At 59.7% G+C, this 15370-nt stretch carries 18 protein-coding genes; 12 read left to right on the forward strand and 6 right to left on the reverse strand.

Annotation, left to right across the window (positions count from 1 at the left end):
• Window positions 1-83 precede the first annotated feature (83 nt).
• The 8 genes from ACIQJ2_RS17070 to ACIQJ2_RS17105 all read left to right on the forward strand — a co-directional run bounded on the left by ACIQJ2_RS17070 (window position 84) and on the right by ACIQJ2_RS17105 (window position 7011).
• The gene (locus ACIQJ2_RS17070) at window positions 84-2477 is read left to right on the forward strand and encodes a putative monovalent cation/H+ antiporter subunit A (RefSeq protein ID WP_400667293.1); all 2394 of its coding nucleotides are present in this window, start codon (window positions 84-86) and stop codon (window positions 2475-2477) included.
• The gene (locus ACIQJ2_RS17075; RefSeq protein WP_199146025.1) at window positions 2474-2893 is read left to right on the forward strand and encodes a Na+/H+ antiporter subunit B; all 420 of its coding nucleotides are present in this window, start codon (window positions 2474-2476) and stop codon (window positions 2891-2893) included. Before ACIQJ2_RS17070 ends, ACIQJ2_RS17075 begins: the two co-directional genes overlap by 4 nt.
• Window positions 2893-3270, forward strand: coding sequence for a Na+/H+ antiporter subunit C (locus ACIQJ2_RS17080; protein ID WP_199146027.1), 378 nt, complete (start codon window positions 2893-2895; stop codon window positions 3268-3270). The genes ACIQJ2_RS17075 and ACIQJ2_RS17080 overlap by 1 nt, the downstream gene beginning before the upstream one ends.
• Window positions 3271-3274: 4 nt before the next feature.
• A complete protein-coding gene (locus ACIQJ2_RS17085; RefSeq protein WP_400667290.1) occupies window positions 3275-4840 on the forward strand; it encodes a Na+/H+ antiporter subunit D in 1566 nt (521 codons plus the stop codon).
• On the forward strand, window positions 4837-5310 hold the full coding sequence (locus ACIQJ2_RS17090) for a Na+/H+ antiporter subunit E (protein ID WP_199146030.1): 474 nt from the start codon (window positions 4837-4839) through the stop codon (window positions 5308-5310). The genes ACIQJ2_RS17085 and ACIQJ2_RS17090 overlap by 4 nt, the downstream gene beginning before the upstream one ends.
• Window positions 5307-5684 carry a cation:proton antiporter gene (locus tag ACIQJ2_RS17095; RefSeq protein ID WP_199146031.1) on the forward strand — a complete coding sequence of 126 codons (378 nt, stop codon included), beginning with the start codon at window positions 5307-5309 and terminating at the stop codon, window positions 5682-5684. Before ACIQJ2_RS17090 ends, ACIQJ2_RS17095 begins: the two co-directional genes overlap by 4 nt.
• Window positions 5684-6049 (forward strand): monovalent cation/H(+) antiporter subunit G, encoded by a 366-nt coding sequence (gene mnhG, locus ACIQJ2_RS17100; RefSeq protein WP_199146032.1) that lies wholly within the window; start codon window positions 5684-5686, stop codon window positions 6047-6049. Before ACIQJ2_RS17095 ends, mnhG begins: the two co-directional genes overlap by 1 nt.
• Window positions 6050-6579: 530 nt before the next feature.
• Entirely contained in the window at window positions 6580-7011 is a 432-nt protein-coding gene (locus ACIQJ2_RS17105; RefSeq protein WP_184701282.1) for a MucR family transcriptional regulator, read from the forward strand.
• A 108-nt stretch (window positions 7012-7119) separates the two neighbouring features.
• Here the strand turns inward: ACIQJ2_RS17105 and ACIQJ2_RS17110 are convergent, their stop codons facing one another.
• Complete coding sequence (locus ACIQJ2_RS17110) at window positions 7120-7542, reverse strand: SufE family protein (protein ID WP_199146033.1); 423 nt, start codon at window positions 7540-7542, stop codon at window positions 7120-7122.
• 130 nt (window positions 7543-7672) lie between these two features.
• Window positions 7673-8140: a DUF5330 domain-containing protein gene (locus ACIQJ2_RS17115; protein WP_199146034.1), complete on the reverse strand. Its 468-nt coding sequence runs from the start codon at window positions 8138-8140 to the stop codon at window positions 7673-7675.
• 471 nt (window positions 8141-8611) lie between these two features.
• On the opposite strand from ACIQJ2_RS17115, the gene ACIQJ2_RS17120 reads away from it, so the two are divergent.
• The 3 genes from ACIQJ2_RS17120 to ACIQJ2_RS17130 are packed head-to-tail and all read left to right on the forward strand — an operon-like array spanning window position 8612 to window position 11558.
• The gene (locus tag ACIQJ2_RS17120) at window positions 8612-10147 is read left to right on the forward strand and encodes an ATP-binding protein (protein WP_199146068.1); all 1536 of its coding nucleotides are present in this window, start codon (window positions 8612-8614) and stop codon (window positions 10145-10147) included.
• Window positions 10119-11150 (forward strand): peptidoglycan-binding protein, encoded by a 1032-nt coding sequence (locus ACIQJ2_RS17125; protein WP_400667287.1) that lies wholly within the window; start codon window positions 10119-10121, stop codon window positions 11148-11150. Before ACIQJ2_RS17120 ends, ACIQJ2_RS17125 begins: the two co-directional genes overlap by 29 nt.
• A 48-nt stretch (window positions 11151-11198) precedes the next feature.
• Complete coding sequence (locus tag ACIQJ2_RS17130) at window positions 11199-11558, forward strand: DUF1491 family protein (RefSeq protein ID WP_400667285.1); 360 nt, start codon at window positions 11199-11201, stop codon at window positions 11556-11558.
• Between the two features lie 42 nt (window positions 11559-11600).
• On the opposite strand, the gene ACIQJ2_RS17135 is transcribed toward ACIQJ2_RS17130, so the two are convergent.
• Together ACIQJ2_RS17135 and ACIQJ2_RS17140 are read right to left on the reverse strand one after the other, a co-directional pair.
• Window positions 11601-12620, reverse strand: coding sequence for a DUF2336 domain-containing protein (locus ACIQJ2_RS17135; protein ID WP_199146070.1), 1020 nt, complete (start codon window positions 12618-12620; stop codon window positions 11601-11603).
• Window positions 12621-13059: 439 nt separating this feature from the next.
• Window positions 13060-13266, reverse strand: coding sequence for a hypothetical protein (locus tag ACIQJ2_RS17140; RefSeq protein WP_199146039.1), 207 nt, complete (start codon window positions 13264-13266; stop codon window positions 13060-13062).
• Between the two features lie 521 nt (window positions 13267-13787).
• Here ACIQJ2_RS17140 and ACIQJ2_RS17145 point away from each other — a divergent pair.
• Window positions 13788-13955 carry a hypothetical protein gene (locus tag ACIQJ2_RS17145; RefSeq protein WP_199146041.1) on the forward strand — a complete coding sequence of 56 codons (168 nt, stop codon included), beginning with the start codon at window positions 13788-13790 and terminating at the stop codon, window positions 13953-13955.
• Window positions 13956-14069: 114 nt separating this feature from the next.
• Here ACIQJ2_RS17145 and ACIQJ2_RS17150 read toward each other — a convergent pair whose 3' ends face one another.
• The gene (locus ACIQJ2_RS17150) at window positions 14070-14618 is read right to left on the reverse strand and encodes a DUF1254 domain-containing protein (RefSeq protein ID WP_199146044.1); all 549 of its coding nucleotides are present in this window, start codon (window positions 14616-14618) and stop codon (window positions 14070-14072) included.
• On the reverse strand, window positions 14611-15198 hold the full coding sequence (locus ACIQJ2_RS17155; RefSeq protein ID WP_199146046.1) for a DUF1214 domain-containing protein: 588 nt from the start codon (window positions 15196-15198) through the stop codon (window positions 14611-14613). The genes ACIQJ2_RS17150 and ACIQJ2_RS17155 overlap by 8 nt, the downstream gene beginning before the upstream one ends.
• Window positions 15199-15370: the final 172 nt, after the last annotated feature.

Below are 15370 nucleotides of genomic sequence, written 5' to 3' on the forward strand. Positions count from 1 at the left end.
GAGGCTGTCAACCCTTTCGCCTATCCCTGCACCCTAGCTCCGGCTTTGCCGGTTTCCGCATGATCGTTCAGCAGGGGGAAGGCATGGCCGGTGTCACGGGCCTGACATTCCTGGCTCTATGTCTGCCCTTCCTGGGTGCGTTGATCGCGCCCCTCGTCGTTCGGCGCGTGGAGCACAATGCGGCGTGGCTGCTGGCGCTGCTGCCCGGGCTTGCCTTCGTTCATTTCGCCGGATTCCTGCCCGATATTGCCGCCGGTAGAATTGTCCAGGGCGGTTTTGATTGGGTGCCGAGCCTCGGTCTGCGGTTTTCCTGGCTGCTCGACGGCCTGTCGCTGACCTTTGCTTTGCTCGTCACCGGCATCGGCACCTTGATCATTCTCTACGCCGGCGGCTACCTGAAGGGGCACCCGGACCTCGGGCGCTTCTTCTCCTTCATCTTTCTCTTCATGGGCTCGATGCTCGGTCTCGTCGTCTCGGACAGCTTCCTGACGCTGTTCGTCTTCTGGGAGCTGACCTCCATCACGTCTTTCCTGCTGATCGGCTTCGATCATCGTCGGGAAGCGTCGCGACGGGCGGCGCTGCAGGCTTTGGTGGTGACGGGTGGGGGAGGCCTGTTGCTGTTGGCGGGTCTGCTGCTCATCTGGCAAATCACCGGCCTCGGTTCGATGTCGGAGCTGCTGCACTCCGGCGATGTGTTGAGGGCAAGCCCGCTCTATCTCACGGCGCTGATCCTCGTGCTCGGCGGCGCTTTCACCAAGTCGGCGCAGTTTCCATTTCACTTCTGGTTGCCCAACGCAATGGAAGCGCCGACGCCGGTATCGGCCTATCTGCATTCCGCGACCATGGTGAAGGCAGGCGTCTATCTTCTGATGCGGCTCAATCCCGTCATGGGCGATACGGTGGCGTGGCAGACGATCCTGCCGGTTTTCGGTGCGGCGACACTGTTGGTAGGCACTCTGCTTGCGATCCGTCAGACCGACCTGAAACTGAAACTCGCCTATACCACTGTTTCGTCTCTTGGCCTGCTCGTGCTGCTCACCGGCTTCGGCACGGATTATGCCGTCGAAGCTGCAGTCCTCTATCTGGTGGCGCATTCGCTGTTCAAGGGCGCCCTGTTCATGGTCGCCGGCATCGTCGATCATGAGACCGGAACGCGCGACATCACGCGCCTCGGCGGCTTGCGCTCCGCCATGCCGCTGACTTTTGCAGCAGCCTTGCTCGCCGCAATCTCGATGGGCGGTTTGCCGCCAGCCTTCGGCTTTATTGCCAAGGAGGAGATCTATGCGGCATTGGCGCAGGCTTCGCCGTGGCCGATCGTTCTGACGATCGTCGCCGTCGCCGGCAACGCCCTGATGTTCGCCATCGCCTTTGCCGTGGCGCTCAAGCCCTTTGTCGGGCCACTGACAGAGACGCCGCGCCTTCCGCATGAGGCGCCGCCGCTCCTTTGGCTTGGGCCGGTACTGCTCGCGTTGCTCGGCCTCGCTTCGGCTTTGCTTTCGGGGACATGGCATGCCTACGTCACGTCGCCGATGGCCAGTGCCGTTGGCGGCAAGGAGCTGCATGTGACCGCCACGCCGATCCCGCATATCGGGCTGCCGTTCGCGCTCTCGCTGGCAACCGTGCTGATTGGTATCCTGGTCTATTGGCAGCTCGACCGTGCTCGCTTCGTCATGTCGGTCATCCTGCGGCACCTCGGGCCGGGACCGGATCGCGGCTTCGATGGCTTTATGTCCGGGTTGGTGCGGCTGTCGCATGCTGTCTCGCGCATCCTGCAGCCGGGCCGCCTGGAAATCTATGTCGCTGTCACCTTCCTCTGCATCGCCGCTATGCTGCTGGCGCCGCTCGTCATCCATGGCGAACTTCCGGCAATGCCGGCATGGCCGAATTTGCAGTGGCATGAGGCAACGATTTTCCTGATTGCCGTCATCGGGCTTGCCGCCGTCGTTCTGGCGCGAGACCGGCTGACCGCTATTGTCTCGCTTGGTATTCAAGGCTTTGCGGTCGCCGTCATCTTCCTGCTGTTCGGTGCGCCGGATCTGTCCTTCACGCAGTTCATGGTCGAGACCCTGTCCGTCGTCATTCTGGCCATGGTGATGACGAGGCTGCGTCTTTCGTCGGCGGATCGCCGTCCGCCGCTGAAAATGTTTGCCCATGCAGTGCTCGCGATTGGCTGTGGGGCAGGCTTTTCGCTTCTCCTGCTGAAAGCGATACAGGCTCCCTTCGATCTGACGCTGACCGCTTTCTTCGACCGTTACTCGAAGCTGATCGCCCACGGCGACAATGTGGTCAACGTCATCATCGTCGACTTCCGGGGTACGGATACGCTCGGCGAGATTGCGGTTGTCGCAATGACCGGGCTGGCGATCCTGGCGTTGATCCGCATCCGTGCGGGCGGCGAGCGCAAGCTTGCAGCCAACGATCCCGACCGTGAGGAAAACGCCGATTTTGAAAACAGAATGGAGGCGGAGCGCTCATGAACACGCTGATCTTTCGGACCGCCGCTCCCTTTCTGACCGCATTGATGCTGCTCTTTTCCGTCTTCGTCCTGCTGCGCGGTCATAACGAACCGGGCGGCGGCTTCATCGGCGGCCTGATCGCCGCATCCGCCTTCGCGATCTACGGTATTGCCTGTGGGGTGACTGCTGTGCGCCGCGCCATCGTCTTTCATCCGCTGGCCATTGCCGGATTCGGCCTGTTGGCGTCGACGCTCGCAGGTTTCCTCTCCGTCTTTTTCGGTGTCCCGTTCATGACCGGGCTGTGGGTCTATCCGCATCTGTTCGGTGTGGAAGTGGCGCTTTCCACGGTGATGCTCTTCGATATCGGCGTCTATCTGGTCGTCGTCGGTGCGATCACATCGATCGCGCTTGCGCTCGAAGAGCGGGAGGTCGACTGATGGAGGCTGTCTTTGCCGTTCTTGTCGGCCTGTTCTTCTCGGCGGCGATTTATCTGATGCTGTCGAAGTTCTCGATCCGTATCATGCTCGGCATAGCCATCCTCGGCAATGCCGTCAATCTGCTGCTCTTCACCGCCGGCCGGATAACGCCCGAGGTGCCGCCCATCATTCCGCAGGGTGCGAGCACGCTCGATCTGGCTGCCGCCAATCCGCTGCCGCAGGCGTTGATCCTGACGGCGATCGTTATTTCGTTTTCGTTCCTCGCCTTTCTGCTTGTCCTGACTTACAGGGCCTATCAGGACCTCAAGACGGACGATACGGGCGAGATGCTGGCCGCCGAACCGGACGAGCGGCCGCTGCCGCCTCTGGGGTACTGACGATATGGCCGGATCAACCGATATCCCCGTCGATCTCTCCGCAGCGCTGGTGGCCGCGCCGGTGCCGCTCGGGCATTGGCTCGTCATAGCGCCGATCGCGCTATGCATCGGCCTTGGCGCCATTCTCCTGATGCTGCGCAACCGCACCGAATGGCAAGCCTGGATCGCCATTCCGGGGCTGCTGCTTTTGGTGCTCATCGATATCGCCCTGCTTGGCAAAGTTGCCAGTGAGGGAGCGGTGACCATGGTCATGGGCCGATGGCTGCCGCCCTTCGGCATTGCCTTCAGCGTCGATCTTCTCGGCGCGGCCATGGCTCTGACTGCGGCGATTGTGGCACTCGCTGCGGCCGTCTATGCTCTCGCGGAAATCGGCACCAGCGGCCGCCGTTACGGCTTTTTCCCGCTTCTGATGCTGCTGCTTGCCGGCGTCAGCGGCGCTTTCCTGACGGGAGACGTCTTCAATCTTTATGTCTGGTTCGAGGTGTTGCTGATCTCGTCTTTCGGCCTGCTGATCCTCGGTTCCGAACGGGAGCAGATCGACGGCGCGCTGAAATATGCCGTGCTGAACCTGATAGCCACCACGCTGTTTCTCGTGTCCGTCGGCTATCTCTATGCCGTGTTCGGCACGCTCAACATGGCCGATATTGCGATCAAGGCGAGGGCTGGCGGTAGCACCGCGCCGATGATGACGCTGGCCGGCTTGTTTCTGCTCGCTTTCGGCATGAAGGCGGCGGCTTTTCCCGTCAATTTCTGGCTGCCGGCTTCCTATCATACGCCGCGGATTACCGTTTCGGCGCTTTTCGCGGGCCTGCTGACCAAGGTCGGCGTTTATGCGCTTATCCGCATTCTGGTCATGCTGCTGCCGATCGAGCGTACGGAACTTGGCCCCATGATAACGGTCGTTGCCATCGCCACCATGCTGGCCGGGGTGGTGGGCGCGCTCGGGTCGACCGATATTCGCCGTCTGCTCGGCTATATCGTTATCTCAGGCATCGGCACCATGCTGGCGGGCGTCGCGCTTGGCGGTGCCGCTGGCCTCAGTGGCGCGATCTTCTATGCGCTGCACTCGATGGTGCTGATGACGGCGCTGTATCTGCTGGCGGGGCAGGCCGCCCGGCTCGGCGGCAGCTTTTCGCTGACCGCGCTCGGCGGGCTTTACCGGCGCAACGGCTGGTTCGCGGGTCTATCCTTGATACTCTTCTTCGCTGTCAGTGGCCTGCCGCCATTTTCCGGCTTCTGGCCGAAAGTCGTGCTGGTCAAGGCGTCGTTGGCGGCTGGAGCCTGGTGGCTTGCCGCGGCGATCCTGTTGGCGGGCTTCCTGACCACGATCGCCTTCGGTCGGGTCTTCCTCCTGGCTTATTGGCGACCAGCTGCGGATGAGGGGAGTATGGCTGTCGGGCCCATCAAGTGGCAGGCGGGATTGCCGCTGATTGCCCTTACGGCTCTCGTCGTCGGCTTCGGCGTGTTTCCGGAGAGCCTCTTGCAATTGACCCAGGCGGCGGCCGCCGGCCTGGAGCAGCCATCCGCCTACCTGCATTCGGTCTTCCCGCAGACAGGAGGCGCGCAATGATCCTCCTGGTCTTCAATCTGCTGCTTGCCTTCGTCTGGGTCGCCATCACCGGCAGCGCTTCCTTCATCAATCTGGTGTTTGGCTTCTTCCTTGCGGCGCTTGCGCTGGCCATCGTGCGGTCGTCCTATGGCGGTACGCTCTATCTCGGACGCATCCGCCGCATCCTGGCGCTGTTGCTGCTGTTCATAAGCGAACTTGCCAAATCGGCTTGGGCGGTCGCCGTTGCGGTCATGAGCCCGACGATGGATGTGAAGCCGGGGATTTTCGCCTTCTCCCTGACTGTCGATCGTGATTTCGAAATCACCCTGCTTGCAAACCTCATCACGCTGACGCCCGGCACCTTGTCCGTCGATGTCTCGGAGGATCGCAAGACCCTGTATGTCCACGCGCTCGACTGCTCCGATCCGGACGCTATCAGGCGAAGTATAGCCGATGGTTTCGAAAGACGGATCATGGAGGCTTTTCGATGATGGCGGCATCCGTCGTTTCGGCCGCTGCAATGGTGGCTCTCGGCATTCTGAGCCTGGCATTTCTGTTCACGGTCTATCGTGTGGTGGCCGGTCCGACCTTGCCGGATCGGATCTTGGCGCTCGACATGCTGGTGGCGATCGCGATCGGCTTCATCGCTGTCATCGCCATCAAGACCGGCTTCATGCTCTACATCGATATCGCCATTTCGCTTGGCCTCGTCGGCTTTCTCGCAACCGTTGCTTTTGCTCGCTTTGTCATCACGCAGGCGCAATCTAGTTCCGCTAAGCAGCCCCACTCGGATCAGGGCGATGACGGCGAATCGCTTGGCGGCAGAACGCGTAAACACGGCAAACGGCGCAAAGGAGGGCGTTAATGGATTTGGTATGGGCCATCGTTGTGGCCGTCATTCTGATTGCAGGCGCGCTGTTCTCGCTGATTGCGGCCATCGGTATCGTTCGCCTGCCCGATCTTTATAGCCGCATGCACGCGGCGTCGAAGGCCGGCACTGTGGGCTCGGGACTTCTCCTGCTTGCCGTCGGGATTCACTCGCAGGATTTGTCAATTTTGGCCCGAGCTTTGGCAGGGTTCGTGTTCTTTGCATTGACTGCGCCGATTGCTGCCCATCTTCTCGCACGCGCCGCGCACGAGGCCGGGTACAAGTTGACGGAGCCTTCCGTGCGGGACGAACTACTGTTGCAGCGGAGAATCGCGAAACGCGGGTATAGAAAGAAGGGCTAACAAACGCGGAGATTGAAGAAGAAGCAACGCAAGTTCGCTTCTTTAGTTACCTGCTTTTTTGTAGATGAATTTTTTGCAAAGAAATGTTGGGATTAAAAACTGGACATTTGGGTAAAGAGTGCTAATTCAGATTCAAGTAGAGTTCTGATGTTGAATTAGTCTCGACCGGGGTTAAGCTCTCAATGCTTTTAACTTTCCTTTGGGAAAAGGTAGGCGAAACTTTCTTCCGGTTAACGATTGGAGATCACCTTTCGCGATCGCTAATCCTAACATCAGTCGGCATTAGACGGTTTTCGTTGCGGGAAGTCTAGGGGTGGATTTCGTGCGATAGGAAATATGGCGTTATGCACCGTTTTTTGTCGGTCGCTGCTACGAATGCGAGCAGTACGCTTGTGCGGATTGCTCGGCGCTACGGGAACTTGATGATCAACAGATTTCTGAGCTGAGCGCAGATCATATAGCAACACTGTACCTTGCGCGCTCTGTGGGGGGCGCGGTGCAGCAAGCAAGCCGATGAACAGGAGAACACAATGTCAGACGCGGCCCTTGGCAATGGGCAGGAGTTACTGGTTGAACTGACTGCCGACATCGTTGCGGCCTATGTCAGCAACCATGTCGTACCGGTCAGTGACCTTCCGAATTTGATTTCCGACGTACATTCCGCCTTGAGCAACACCTCCGCCCCGGCTCCTGCCGTTGCTGTCGTGGAAAAGCAGAAGCCGGCCGTATCGGTTCGCAAGTCGGTCCAGGACGACCAGATTACTTGCTTGGAATGTGGCGGCAGCTTCAAGTCGCTGAAGCGTCACCTGATGACCCATCACGGTCTCTCCCCGGAAGAATATCGCGAAAAGTGGGATCTCGCTGCCGACTATCCGATGGTGGCGCCTGCTTACGCAGAAGCACGCTCCCGGCTCGCGAAGGAAATGGGCCTCGGCCAACGCCGCAAGCGCGGCTCTCGCTAAGAGTTTCAGAAACTTCCAAAACCCGGCTTTCGAGCCGGGTTTTGTTTATGACAGCCAAGCAGGCGTTGATTTTAATGTGCCGGCCGCACGGTTCAAAGTGAAGGCGATCTACGCCGCAGTCCTGATGCTGGCTTCTTCGCGGATGCGCTTGATCATCGAACGCAATCCATTGGCGCGCTGCGACGACAGATGCTCGACCAGCCCGATCTTTCCAAAGACGTCAAGTGCATCGAGCGCGGCGATTTCCGAAGCCGGCTTGCCGGAATAGGTGGCAAGCACGATAGCCACAAGCCCACGCACGATATGCGCATCGGAATCGCCCTCGAAGGTCAGTATCGGGTTTTCAGGGTCTCCGGATGCATGCGTGACAAGCCAGACCTGACTTGCGCAGCCCTGCACCTTGTTTTCCAGCGTCCGTTTGTCATCGGGCAGATCGGGCAGCGCCTTGCCGAGTTCGATCACGTAGCGATAGCGATCCTCCCATTCGTCCAGGAAGGCGAAGTCGTCGATGATCTTATCAAGCGCAGTCATTGTATCTGTCCAGATTATCCGTTGATCTTGGATATAGGCGAAACGGCTGATGATTTGAACCCGCGGCAAAAAAGAACGCCGCGGGCCATGCAAGGGCTCGCGGCGCCGGGTGGGGAAGGAACGAGGCGTTTCAGGTCCGCGGGCGTGGCTTCGGCAGCGGTATGGAATTGGGCAGCCGCACCGTTCCGGTCACGACCACATCGGCCGTCTCAGTTCCCATGATGCGCTTTGCAGGCATCGGCTGTGCCGTGGCGGCAATCTGCTCCACATCCGCACGCGCCGTCGCGGCAACGTTGGCAGGGGTGTTGGAAGACTGATCCTTGAAGTGGCGACCGAGCATGTCATAGGCGACGCGGGCACCGTCACCGACCTGATAGCCGAGCGCCGTCAGCGTTTCGCCGCCCTTGGCGCAGACCTCAGGTTTTTCGGTGCACATGGCGCCGACATATTGAACAACGCCCGAGGCCGCCGAAATTGCGTCGGAAACCTGCAGAGTCGCTTCGCCAGCCGGCCGCGGTCCGCCTTCGGGCTTGGCAAAGATCGGCAGGAACATGAGAACCAGCGAAAACCAGAACCCCGCTCTAATCAGAAACCACATTATCCTGCCCATCCTCTCTGTCGGTCGGCGCAATCGCCGAATTCGGACTTCATTCGTCCGATGTGGCTTGACCCTATCCGGCAGAGGACAACATCGCTTTTCAAAACTCGGCGGCTTTTTCGGCAAATTTGATTCAAATTTTAGCTTTCCGAATTCGCACCGTACTTAGTTCAAATTGTAGCGATTGCTGTTAAGCATGTCTCGCCCTATCCGCCTGATATGCAGGGCTTTGCGGCGTCAACCCTTGTCGCAAAAGTTAACGCGCGGCAGAAATATGAATAAAATCCGCTGCTTACCTGCTGTTAACCACAAAAAACAAAGGTCTCGCATTCTGCGCCAAAACGAGACTTTGGCGCTTTTTCGGCCAGTCGACGAGTTCTCCCTTTATTCTTTCCTTAAGTCGCGAAGGCCTATTGTGCAGTCCAATAAGAGACCGTTTTGACGGATTGTAGTGTGCGCGTATTGAGTGACATGGCTGTCGGAGCCGTAGCCTTCGTAGACCGGGTGAGCGGAAGCTGGCTCTCCGGGACGAGTGGCAATGGCGAAGTCCGGACGCAGGAGCTGGCGATCCTTCGCCGGCTCGCGCTCGCCTCCTCCGTGGCGCTTTTTGCGGTTCCCGCCGGCCTCTCCTTTATAACCAGCCCAGCCGTTGCTCTGCCTGCCGGTGTGGCGACGGTTTGCGCCGCCTTTCTGTTCTCTGCTGTCGGTAGCATCGCGCTGTCGCGCCAGCGGCCAGCCGGTCAGTCTGCAGAAGCCGTCCTCGTTGAGCATCACGATCTGATGCTGGAAGCCGCTTTCGGCCTGGTATTGCTGCTCGATCCACAGGGTAACGTCACCACGGTCGGGGGCCGTGATCGCGCGGAGTTCCTGAGCTGGATGCGCGACCCGACGGGCCGGGGTCTGATCGATCAGATCCATGTATCGGACCGAATCGTCTTCCTGCAGGCGATCGATGTGCTTCGCCAGGGCAAGGACGCCTTCTGTGTCGATCTGCGGCTGGAACGCTCCGCCGTCATCGGCAGTGACCAGCAATTCGTTCATGTTCGCGTGGAACTGACTGCGCGTCGCGACGCTGACGGGCGGTTGACCGCGATCGTCAGCCAGCTGCGGGACATCTCGCAAGACCAGCAACTGCGGGACGATGCCGCGCGCAAGACGGCGGAAGCGGAATCGGCCAATGACGCCAAGTCACGTTTCCTGGCCGCCGTCAGCCACGAGCTGCGCACGCCGCTCAACGCGATCCTCGGCTTTTCCGATATCCTCAGCGGCGAATATTTCGGCAAGCTGGAAAACAACCGCCAGCGCGAATATGTCGGCCTGATCCGCCAGTCGGGAGCGCATCTGCTGTCGGTGGTCAATACCATGCTCGATATGAGCAAGATCGAGGCCGGCCGCTATGAACTGCTGATGGAATCCTTCTCGATCGAAGACTCCATTGCGACATGCGAAGCGATGTTGGCGCTACAGGCCAAGGAAAAGGGGCTCACCCTTTCGAGCCGCGTTCAGCGCGGTCTTGGCGATGTGGTTGCCGACCAGCGCGCCATTCAGCAGGTCCTGATCAACCTCGTCGGCAATGCGATCAAGTTCACCGATGCCGGTGGCGCGGTCACCGTGGATGCGACACTGACCGACGGTATGCTGAAGCTTTCGGTCGGCGACACCGGTATCGGCATTGCCAGCGAACGTTTGGCCTCCTTGGGGCAACCTTTCGTGCAGATCCAGAACGACTACACCCGCCGCTACGCCGGTACCGGTCTTGGCCTGTCGCTCGTCAAGGGGCTCGTTGCCCTGCATGGCGGAAGCTTCTCTATCGCCAGCGCCCCGGGCGAGGGCACGGTGATCACGATCCTTATTCCGTTCGACGGTTCGGGCGCCTCGGCCGCGCAACAGCCTGTGGATGTCAATCGTCCCGTCGATTTTCCGCCGCGTCTGAAACATACTGTGGAGATAAGTGAAGGCCGAAAAGAGGAAGGGATGGATGGCGCCGCAAAAGCGAAAATCGCCTAAGGGAAGAGGCAAGGGCAAACGCAAGCAGCCTGGCTTCGCTTCTCGCGGAGTGATGGCCCTCGGTAATCTCAGCCTGCGTGGCAGTACTGCGCTCGGCGGTCTTGGCCTTCGCGGCGCGGGCGCGTTTGCGGGTCTGCTTGGCGGCGCGGTCGGCCGGCATCCCGCCATCGCCGGCGGCATAGCTCTCTTTCTCGGTGTTTTTGGCTTCGTCACGGCGAATGCGCTCTGGTATCAGCCGGGCATCCATCCATCGCCCCTGCTGCGCACCCGCGATCCCGCATCTCCCTATCAGATCCCCGGCCGCAAATCGTTCCTGCATGCGCAGCAGGCTGATGCCGGCAACGTCACGACGTTCCGCATCGAGCGGCAGGATTCGGTGGCCGCAACCGCGCCTACCGCGGGCGGACCTTCGGGAAAACCGACCGCCGTGCAGGCCGCGGCTCCATCGAAACTGGTTGCTGACGTTCAGGCCGAACTCATCCGCCACGGCCTTTATGACGGCGCGGCAGATGGCGTCCCCGGCTCGCGCACGACATCCGCCATTCTCTTTTTCCAGGAAGCGTCCGGCCTTGCGCAGACCGGCACGCCGACACCTGAGCTTCTGGCCGCTTTGAAGGCCAGCAATGCGGCCGGCTCCGCCCCGGTGACGGCGGTCAAGGCAAGCGCGGCCGCCTTTCCTACAGAACGCCCGGTCAACGTTTCCGCGACCGCCGATGCCATCGATCCGGTTGCTGCCGCAATCCAGAACGCAGACAAAAACATGAGGACCGGCGCCGTTGCACCGAAGCCCGTGTCGAGCGATCCGGTCACCAAGCTCAATATGGTCATGCAGATCCAGAAGGGCCTGAGCAATATCGCCTATAGCAATGTCAGCATCGACGGTGTCGCTGGCGAGCAGACAAAGGCCGCCATCCGCCGATTCCAGAAGCACTATCGCTTGCAGGAGACGGGCGAGCCGAACATGGCCGTATTGAAGAAACTGCAGGATATCGGCGCGCTTTGATCCGCCGCTTCAATTGCCTCGCCGCCCGAGCGCCGCTATAGCTCGATCATGAGATTGCGCAGCGACATCTTCGTATCAGCCATGACGCGCCGAATGTTTGCTCGGGGCGATTTCGCGGCTGTGGAGCGGAAGGGCGAAGAGCAGGCGGGAGCGATCTTCATCCGCCAGCGTTTCCGCGATGGCCTTGAAACCCTTTATGCTCCGGCGCCACAGAGCTTCTTCGACGGAGAAGGGGGCGGAGGGCGCCTGTTCGAGGTTCGCATCGACCGGAAGGAGCAGGAGGAGATCCGCGAGACACTCGATCGCGAGCTGAAATTCGACCCGGATCTGTGGATTGTCGAGCTGGAAACGGACGACATAGCCGATATCGTTCCGTTGGCCGAGACCCGCTCCAATCCTCTGGATTGATTTTCCGAGAGCGTTTTCGCGCCGAAGAAAAGCGGCGATTATCTATCGCTTGCCGGCCACCTTCAATTCGCGGATCGACACGGACTTGGCGCCGAATAGCGGCGTGGCCGGGCGAGGCGCGATATTGTTTTGCGGAAGATAGGTATAGCTGTCGGCTCGACGCCATGCTTCGACGCGGGCCTGGCTTTCTTCGGCATCGATGCCATCGAGCACGAGCCACGCGCGGCTGACGCTGCCGTGCCGTTCCGTCAGGTGCGGATAGAAGCGCTCAAGAGAGTAGACCGCATCCGCAATGCCCATGCCAAGGCTCACCAGCGTCACGGCCAGTTGTTGGCCGGACGTGTCGAGCATGATGCGTTCCGCAAGCCATTGGCTGGAGGAAAGTGCATCGGCGAGCGTGGTCGCAAACTGCAGAGCGTCGCGTTCACGCGCGAAGCGAACGAGCAGGGCTTCCTGCATTTCTCCAAGGCTGCGCAGGCCAAGGCGATCTCTGTCGTCCCGCGCCAGGTGACGTGCGGCCTGTTTGATCTGCATGCGCAGCGCTTCTTCGCGCGCAAACCGCTCGGCTTCGGACGTTTCGGTTTTGGCCGCGGGCAAGTTCGTTGCAGCGCCCTGCATTGCCATGCCTCGATCCGGCTCGGCCTGATGCAGGCCGACGAGCGCGTCGATCACCCTGGGTGACAGCGATGGCCTGCTGACGATCGCGCGGGCATGGGCTGCGCCCTGCGTGCGGGCAATGGTGATCAGCGTGTCGTCGTCGATCGCCTGGGAACTGGTGAGAAAAGGGGCTGCGATGGAGATCGGTTGACAGCCGATGAAAAGGGCGACGGCTTGCGGCACTGTCGGGCACTGGGAAAGCGCGGCCACGGCCTGGCGCTTTGCCTCATCCGAGGAAGCCTGGAAGACTGGCGTGAACAATTCGGCGAACTGGCGAAGTTCCGATTTGGAAGGGTGTCCCATGCCTTCGAAACTGGTGATCGTTGCCATCAGAACCACGTCCTTTTTCCGGACTGTTGCAGGTTCTTCAAGGTCTCGAAACCGGTCACGCACGCAAACACCCATACTGATACGCAGAACAAAAACACGGGGAGCCGGATTGTCGAGCGCCGATGCCACCACACCACCTTCGGTTCGTGCCGAATGACGCTTCCCGGTAACGGGGCATCCGCGGCAGCGATTGGCGAAATGGGTATGGACACGACCGTCCTTGTCTGGCTTTCGGGAAAGACTAAGGCCGGTTGGGTTAATGGTTCGTGAAAACTTTATTAAAATCCAAATAAAAATTGCGCGTTAAGCTTGCGCGAAGGAAACGGCGATGTTTCCGCGGGATGGGATGGAGATCAGAGGCTATGGCCCACCATAGGCCACTTTCGCCGTAGGAGTGCCTATTTCCAAATTCAACCTATGAGGGCTTTGATTTAAGGAGGCCCCGGAGACCTCGGCAGGCTTGTCCACAGGCATTTGCTCTAGCCGCGACAAGTCTCGAAAAAGCGCAAAGGACTTAGATGCCTCTATGCTCGCGCAAGGCGGTCAGAAGTTTTTCCGATGTGTTGTAGCCGGATTGAAAAAGGCCAAGTGCTGCCGTCGCTGCGAACTGGGCTTCCGCGCTTTTGATGTCGATCCGCTTTTCCTGGCACCACTCATCGAGCGCGCCACGCAGGACCATGACATCCTCTGGAGAGAAGACGGAATTGCCCGTCGCAAACATGTTTCGCCCTCGATTATCGGCCTTACAATACGTTAATTTTTCGTGAGCGCAAATAATATTTGCGTGACGCTTTTATGCAACGAATTCAGGGACGACGCTTTTTTCATCTACGTCGATATTTGAAATAAACTACTGATATTATTTTATTTTATGGAAAAACTGACGCCCGACATTTTTCCGCGATGGATGAAACCAAAGCGCCTATCGCAGCGTTAATAGACCATGACGACTCGTGCAAAGGATGGCGTGCGACGAAGATTAGCATTCTGTTAACTGCAATATGTCTGAATTCCGGTGAATGCAGCCGTTGGCAGAATGTCATCAGATGCAAGGAAGGCATGGAAACCGACATCGGAGCCCATGCCGAGGCGTTCCGGAGATGCCGCGAGAAGGCGTAAATGGTCCCGGGTCTCGACCGAGAAGGATAGGGTTGAGAAAGGGATACGCTAGCCCGCCTCAGTGGCGGGTAGGGTGAAATCAGTCGCAAGTTCATCCGTCTCGAGACGTAAATGGAGACGAGAATGGCAAAGATAATATCTCTTTCGGACTGGCGCTTACGCCAGCCGCCGCGCGTCCAGAAGGAACCGGTGGAAGCCAGGGTGTTGCTGTTTACCGGGGTGCGCTACGAGCATCTGGACACTCCTACCCATCGTCCGGGAGCTGGACCGAAGCGGGCGAAAGGCAAGTAGCACCCGTCCTTAAGACGCAGCAGGCGCGTTAGAACGCGCCCTTTGGTTGCTGAGGCGTATTGTGCTCTCACAATCGGGTCGACTGGCAGTGTAACCGTCGTCACCAGCCAATAATCAATTATCGCCGAACTCGTCGCAGCCGGCTTGCGACAAAAATTCCCCGGCCGCATCGTTGAAGCTCGCCTGCGGTGCCATCGTGCGCAGGACTGCATAGCCTTGCGTGCGCGGAGCTTCCACCAGGATTGATTGCGCAAGAGCTGGCGGCAGCGCCTTGCGTATGCCTGTCAGCTGGACCGGAGAGGCAAGCAGCAGGTCGAGCGCGCCGCCGACCGAGGTGCGGTCGCTCATGCTGAACACTTCGTTGGAAGCGGCATCATAGACGGCAAGCGACCAGAAAGGCACCTTGCCCTTTGCGGTCAGATGCACCGGCTTGTCTTCGATGTCGAAGGCGCAAACGGCGGTGCGGATATAGGGATCGGTGTTGGAGAGCCCTGCTTCGTCATCCTCGTCGTCGAGCACGTAGAAATGGTTCTCGTCGCCTTCATCCGAGACACGGGTGTAGGCATCTCGGTCGGAAAAATGCGGCAGCGACAGGATGATGACGATGTGTAGCAGCGCTGCGCCGAAGAGGCCGGTCAGAACGGCGAAAACAAATTTAAACATTGCCGCACCCGATTTTCTCGAGTTTCGGCATCGTAAGGTCGATCAGGCCGGAGCTGCTCGCTGCCGGCGAATCCAGGAGAGTCCACACCAGCCGGAAATTGCCGGTGGCGGGCAGCGCGAGCCAGTTGCCCGCCTGCGCATTCGGCGAAACGGTGATGCTGAAACTTGAGTCCGGGTTGCGTAGCACGACCCATGAATTGATGGTGGAGGGGCGTCCGGCACCCGCTTCAATGGGCTGGCCATCATTACCGGCGATGAAGAGCGTCCAAAGGCGCGCCGGCGGCGTCTGGCCACTGATACGATAGCTGCAACTCGCGGTCAGCCTGGCGCGGCTGTCGTCGTCCGAGGCGGTAAAGACCAAGCCCTCGGCCGTGCCGTAGAGCAGCCGGCCCGCACGGGCTCGATGCGACTTGGCGTAAGGATCCGCATCCGCCGTCTGCATTTCCGGAAATGCCTGCCACGCGCCGAGCTTGATTGCGCCGAAACCGGATGTCGCGTTCAACGCAAAGAGCGTGAACATGATCCCGCCGCCGAAAGCGATCAGCAGCGAAAGCGCAACAAGAAAGGGAACTCGGAACACCCTGGGATCGTCCTCGTGACAAATCGATATGGATTTATTCCTGATTCTGGCGGCAGGGGGAAGGGCAGGGTGTTTCTGCGGCCGGTTATGTCGATTTTCTCAGCCGGAATGACGGGACACCCGACAACCTGACGCAGGCGTCAGCCGGTCCCACGCCCATCAGCCAATTTCG

Origin of the sequence: Rhizobium sp. NPDC092011, assembly GCF_044756305.1 — a bacterium.
Taxonomy (GTDB): domain Bacteria; phylum Pseudomonadota; class Alphaproteobacteria; order Rhizobiales; family Rhizobiaceae; genus Rhizobium.

What these genes read in the sequence shown, in the direction of transcription:
- ACIQJ2_RS17070 (WP_400667293.1), top strand. Translation starts at nt 84, where the DNA reads ATGGCCGGTGTCACGGGCCTGACATTCCTGGCTCTATGTCTGCCCTTC.
- ACIQJ2_RS17075 (WP_199146025.1), top strand. Translation starts at nt 2,474, where the DNA reads ATGAACACGCTGATCTTTCGGACCGCCGCTCCCTTTCTGACCGCATTG.
- ACIQJ2_RS17080 (WP_199146027.1), top strand. Translation starts at nt 2,893, where the DNA reads ATGGAGGCTGTCTTTGCCGTTCTTGTCGGCCTGTTCTTCTCGGCGGCG.
- ACIQJ2_RS17085 (WP_400667290.1), top strand. Translation starts at nt 3,275, where the DNA reads ATGGCCGGATCAACCGATATCCCCGTCGATCTCTCCGCAGCGCTGGTG.
- ACIQJ2_RS17090 (WP_199146030.1), top strand. Translation starts at nt 4,837, where the DNA reads ATGATCCTCCTGGTCTTCAATCTGCTGCTTGCCTTCGTCTGGGTCGCC.
- ACIQJ2_RS17095 (WP_199146031.1), top strand. Translation starts at nt 5,307, where the DNA reads ATGATGGCGGCATCCGTCGTTTCGGCCGCTGCAATGGTGGCTCTCGGC.
- mnhG (WP_199146032.1), top strand. Translation starts at nt 5,684, where the DNA reads ATGGATTTGGTATGGGCCATCGTTGTGGCCGTCATTCTGATTGCAGGC.
- ACIQJ2_RS17105 (WP_184701282.1), top strand. Translation starts at nt 6,580, where the DNA reads ATGTCAGACGCGGCCCTTGGCAATGGGCAGGAGTTACTGGTTGAACTG.
- ACIQJ2_RS17110 (WP_199146033.1), bottom strand. Translation starts at nt 7,542, where the DNA reads ATGACTGCGCTTGATAAGATCATCGACGACTTCGCCTTCCTGGACGAA.
- ACIQJ2_RS17115 (WP_199146034.1), bottom strand. Translation starts at nt 8,140, where the DNA reads ATGTGGTTTCTGATTAGAGCGGGGTTCTGGTTTTCGCTGGTTCTCATG.
- ACIQJ2_RS17120 (WP_199146068.1), top strand. Translation starts at nt 8,612, where the DNA reads ATGGCTGTCGGAGCCGTAGCCTTCGTAGACCGGGTGAGCGGAAGCTGG.
- ACIQJ2_RS17125 (WP_400667287.1), top strand. Translation starts at nt 10,119, where the DNA reads ATGGCGCCGCAAAAGCGAAAATCGCCTAAGGGAAGAGGCAAGGGCAAA.
- ACIQJ2_RS17130 (WP_400667285.1), top strand. Translation starts at nt 11,199, where the DNA reads ATGAGATTGCGCAGCGACATCTTCGTATCAGCCATGACGCGCCGAATG.
- ACIQJ2_RS17135 (WP_199146070.1), bottom strand. Translation starts at nt 12,620, where the DNA reads ATGGGTGTTTGCGTGCGTGACCGGTTTCGAGACCTTGAAGAACCTGCA.
- ACIQJ2_RS17140 (WP_199146039.1), bottom strand. Translation starts at nt 13,266, where the DNA reads ATGTTTGCGACGGGCAATTCCGTCTTCTCTCCAGAGGATGTCATGGTC.
- ACIQJ2_RS17145 (WP_199146041.1), top strand. Translation starts at nt 13,788, where the DNA reads ATGGCAAAGATAATATCTCTTTCGGACTGGCGCTTACGCCAGCCGCCG.
- ACIQJ2_RS17150 (WP_199146044.1), bottom strand. Translation starts at nt 14,618, where the DNA reads ATGTTTAAATTTGTTTTCGCCGTTCTGACCGGCCTCTTCGGCGCAGCG.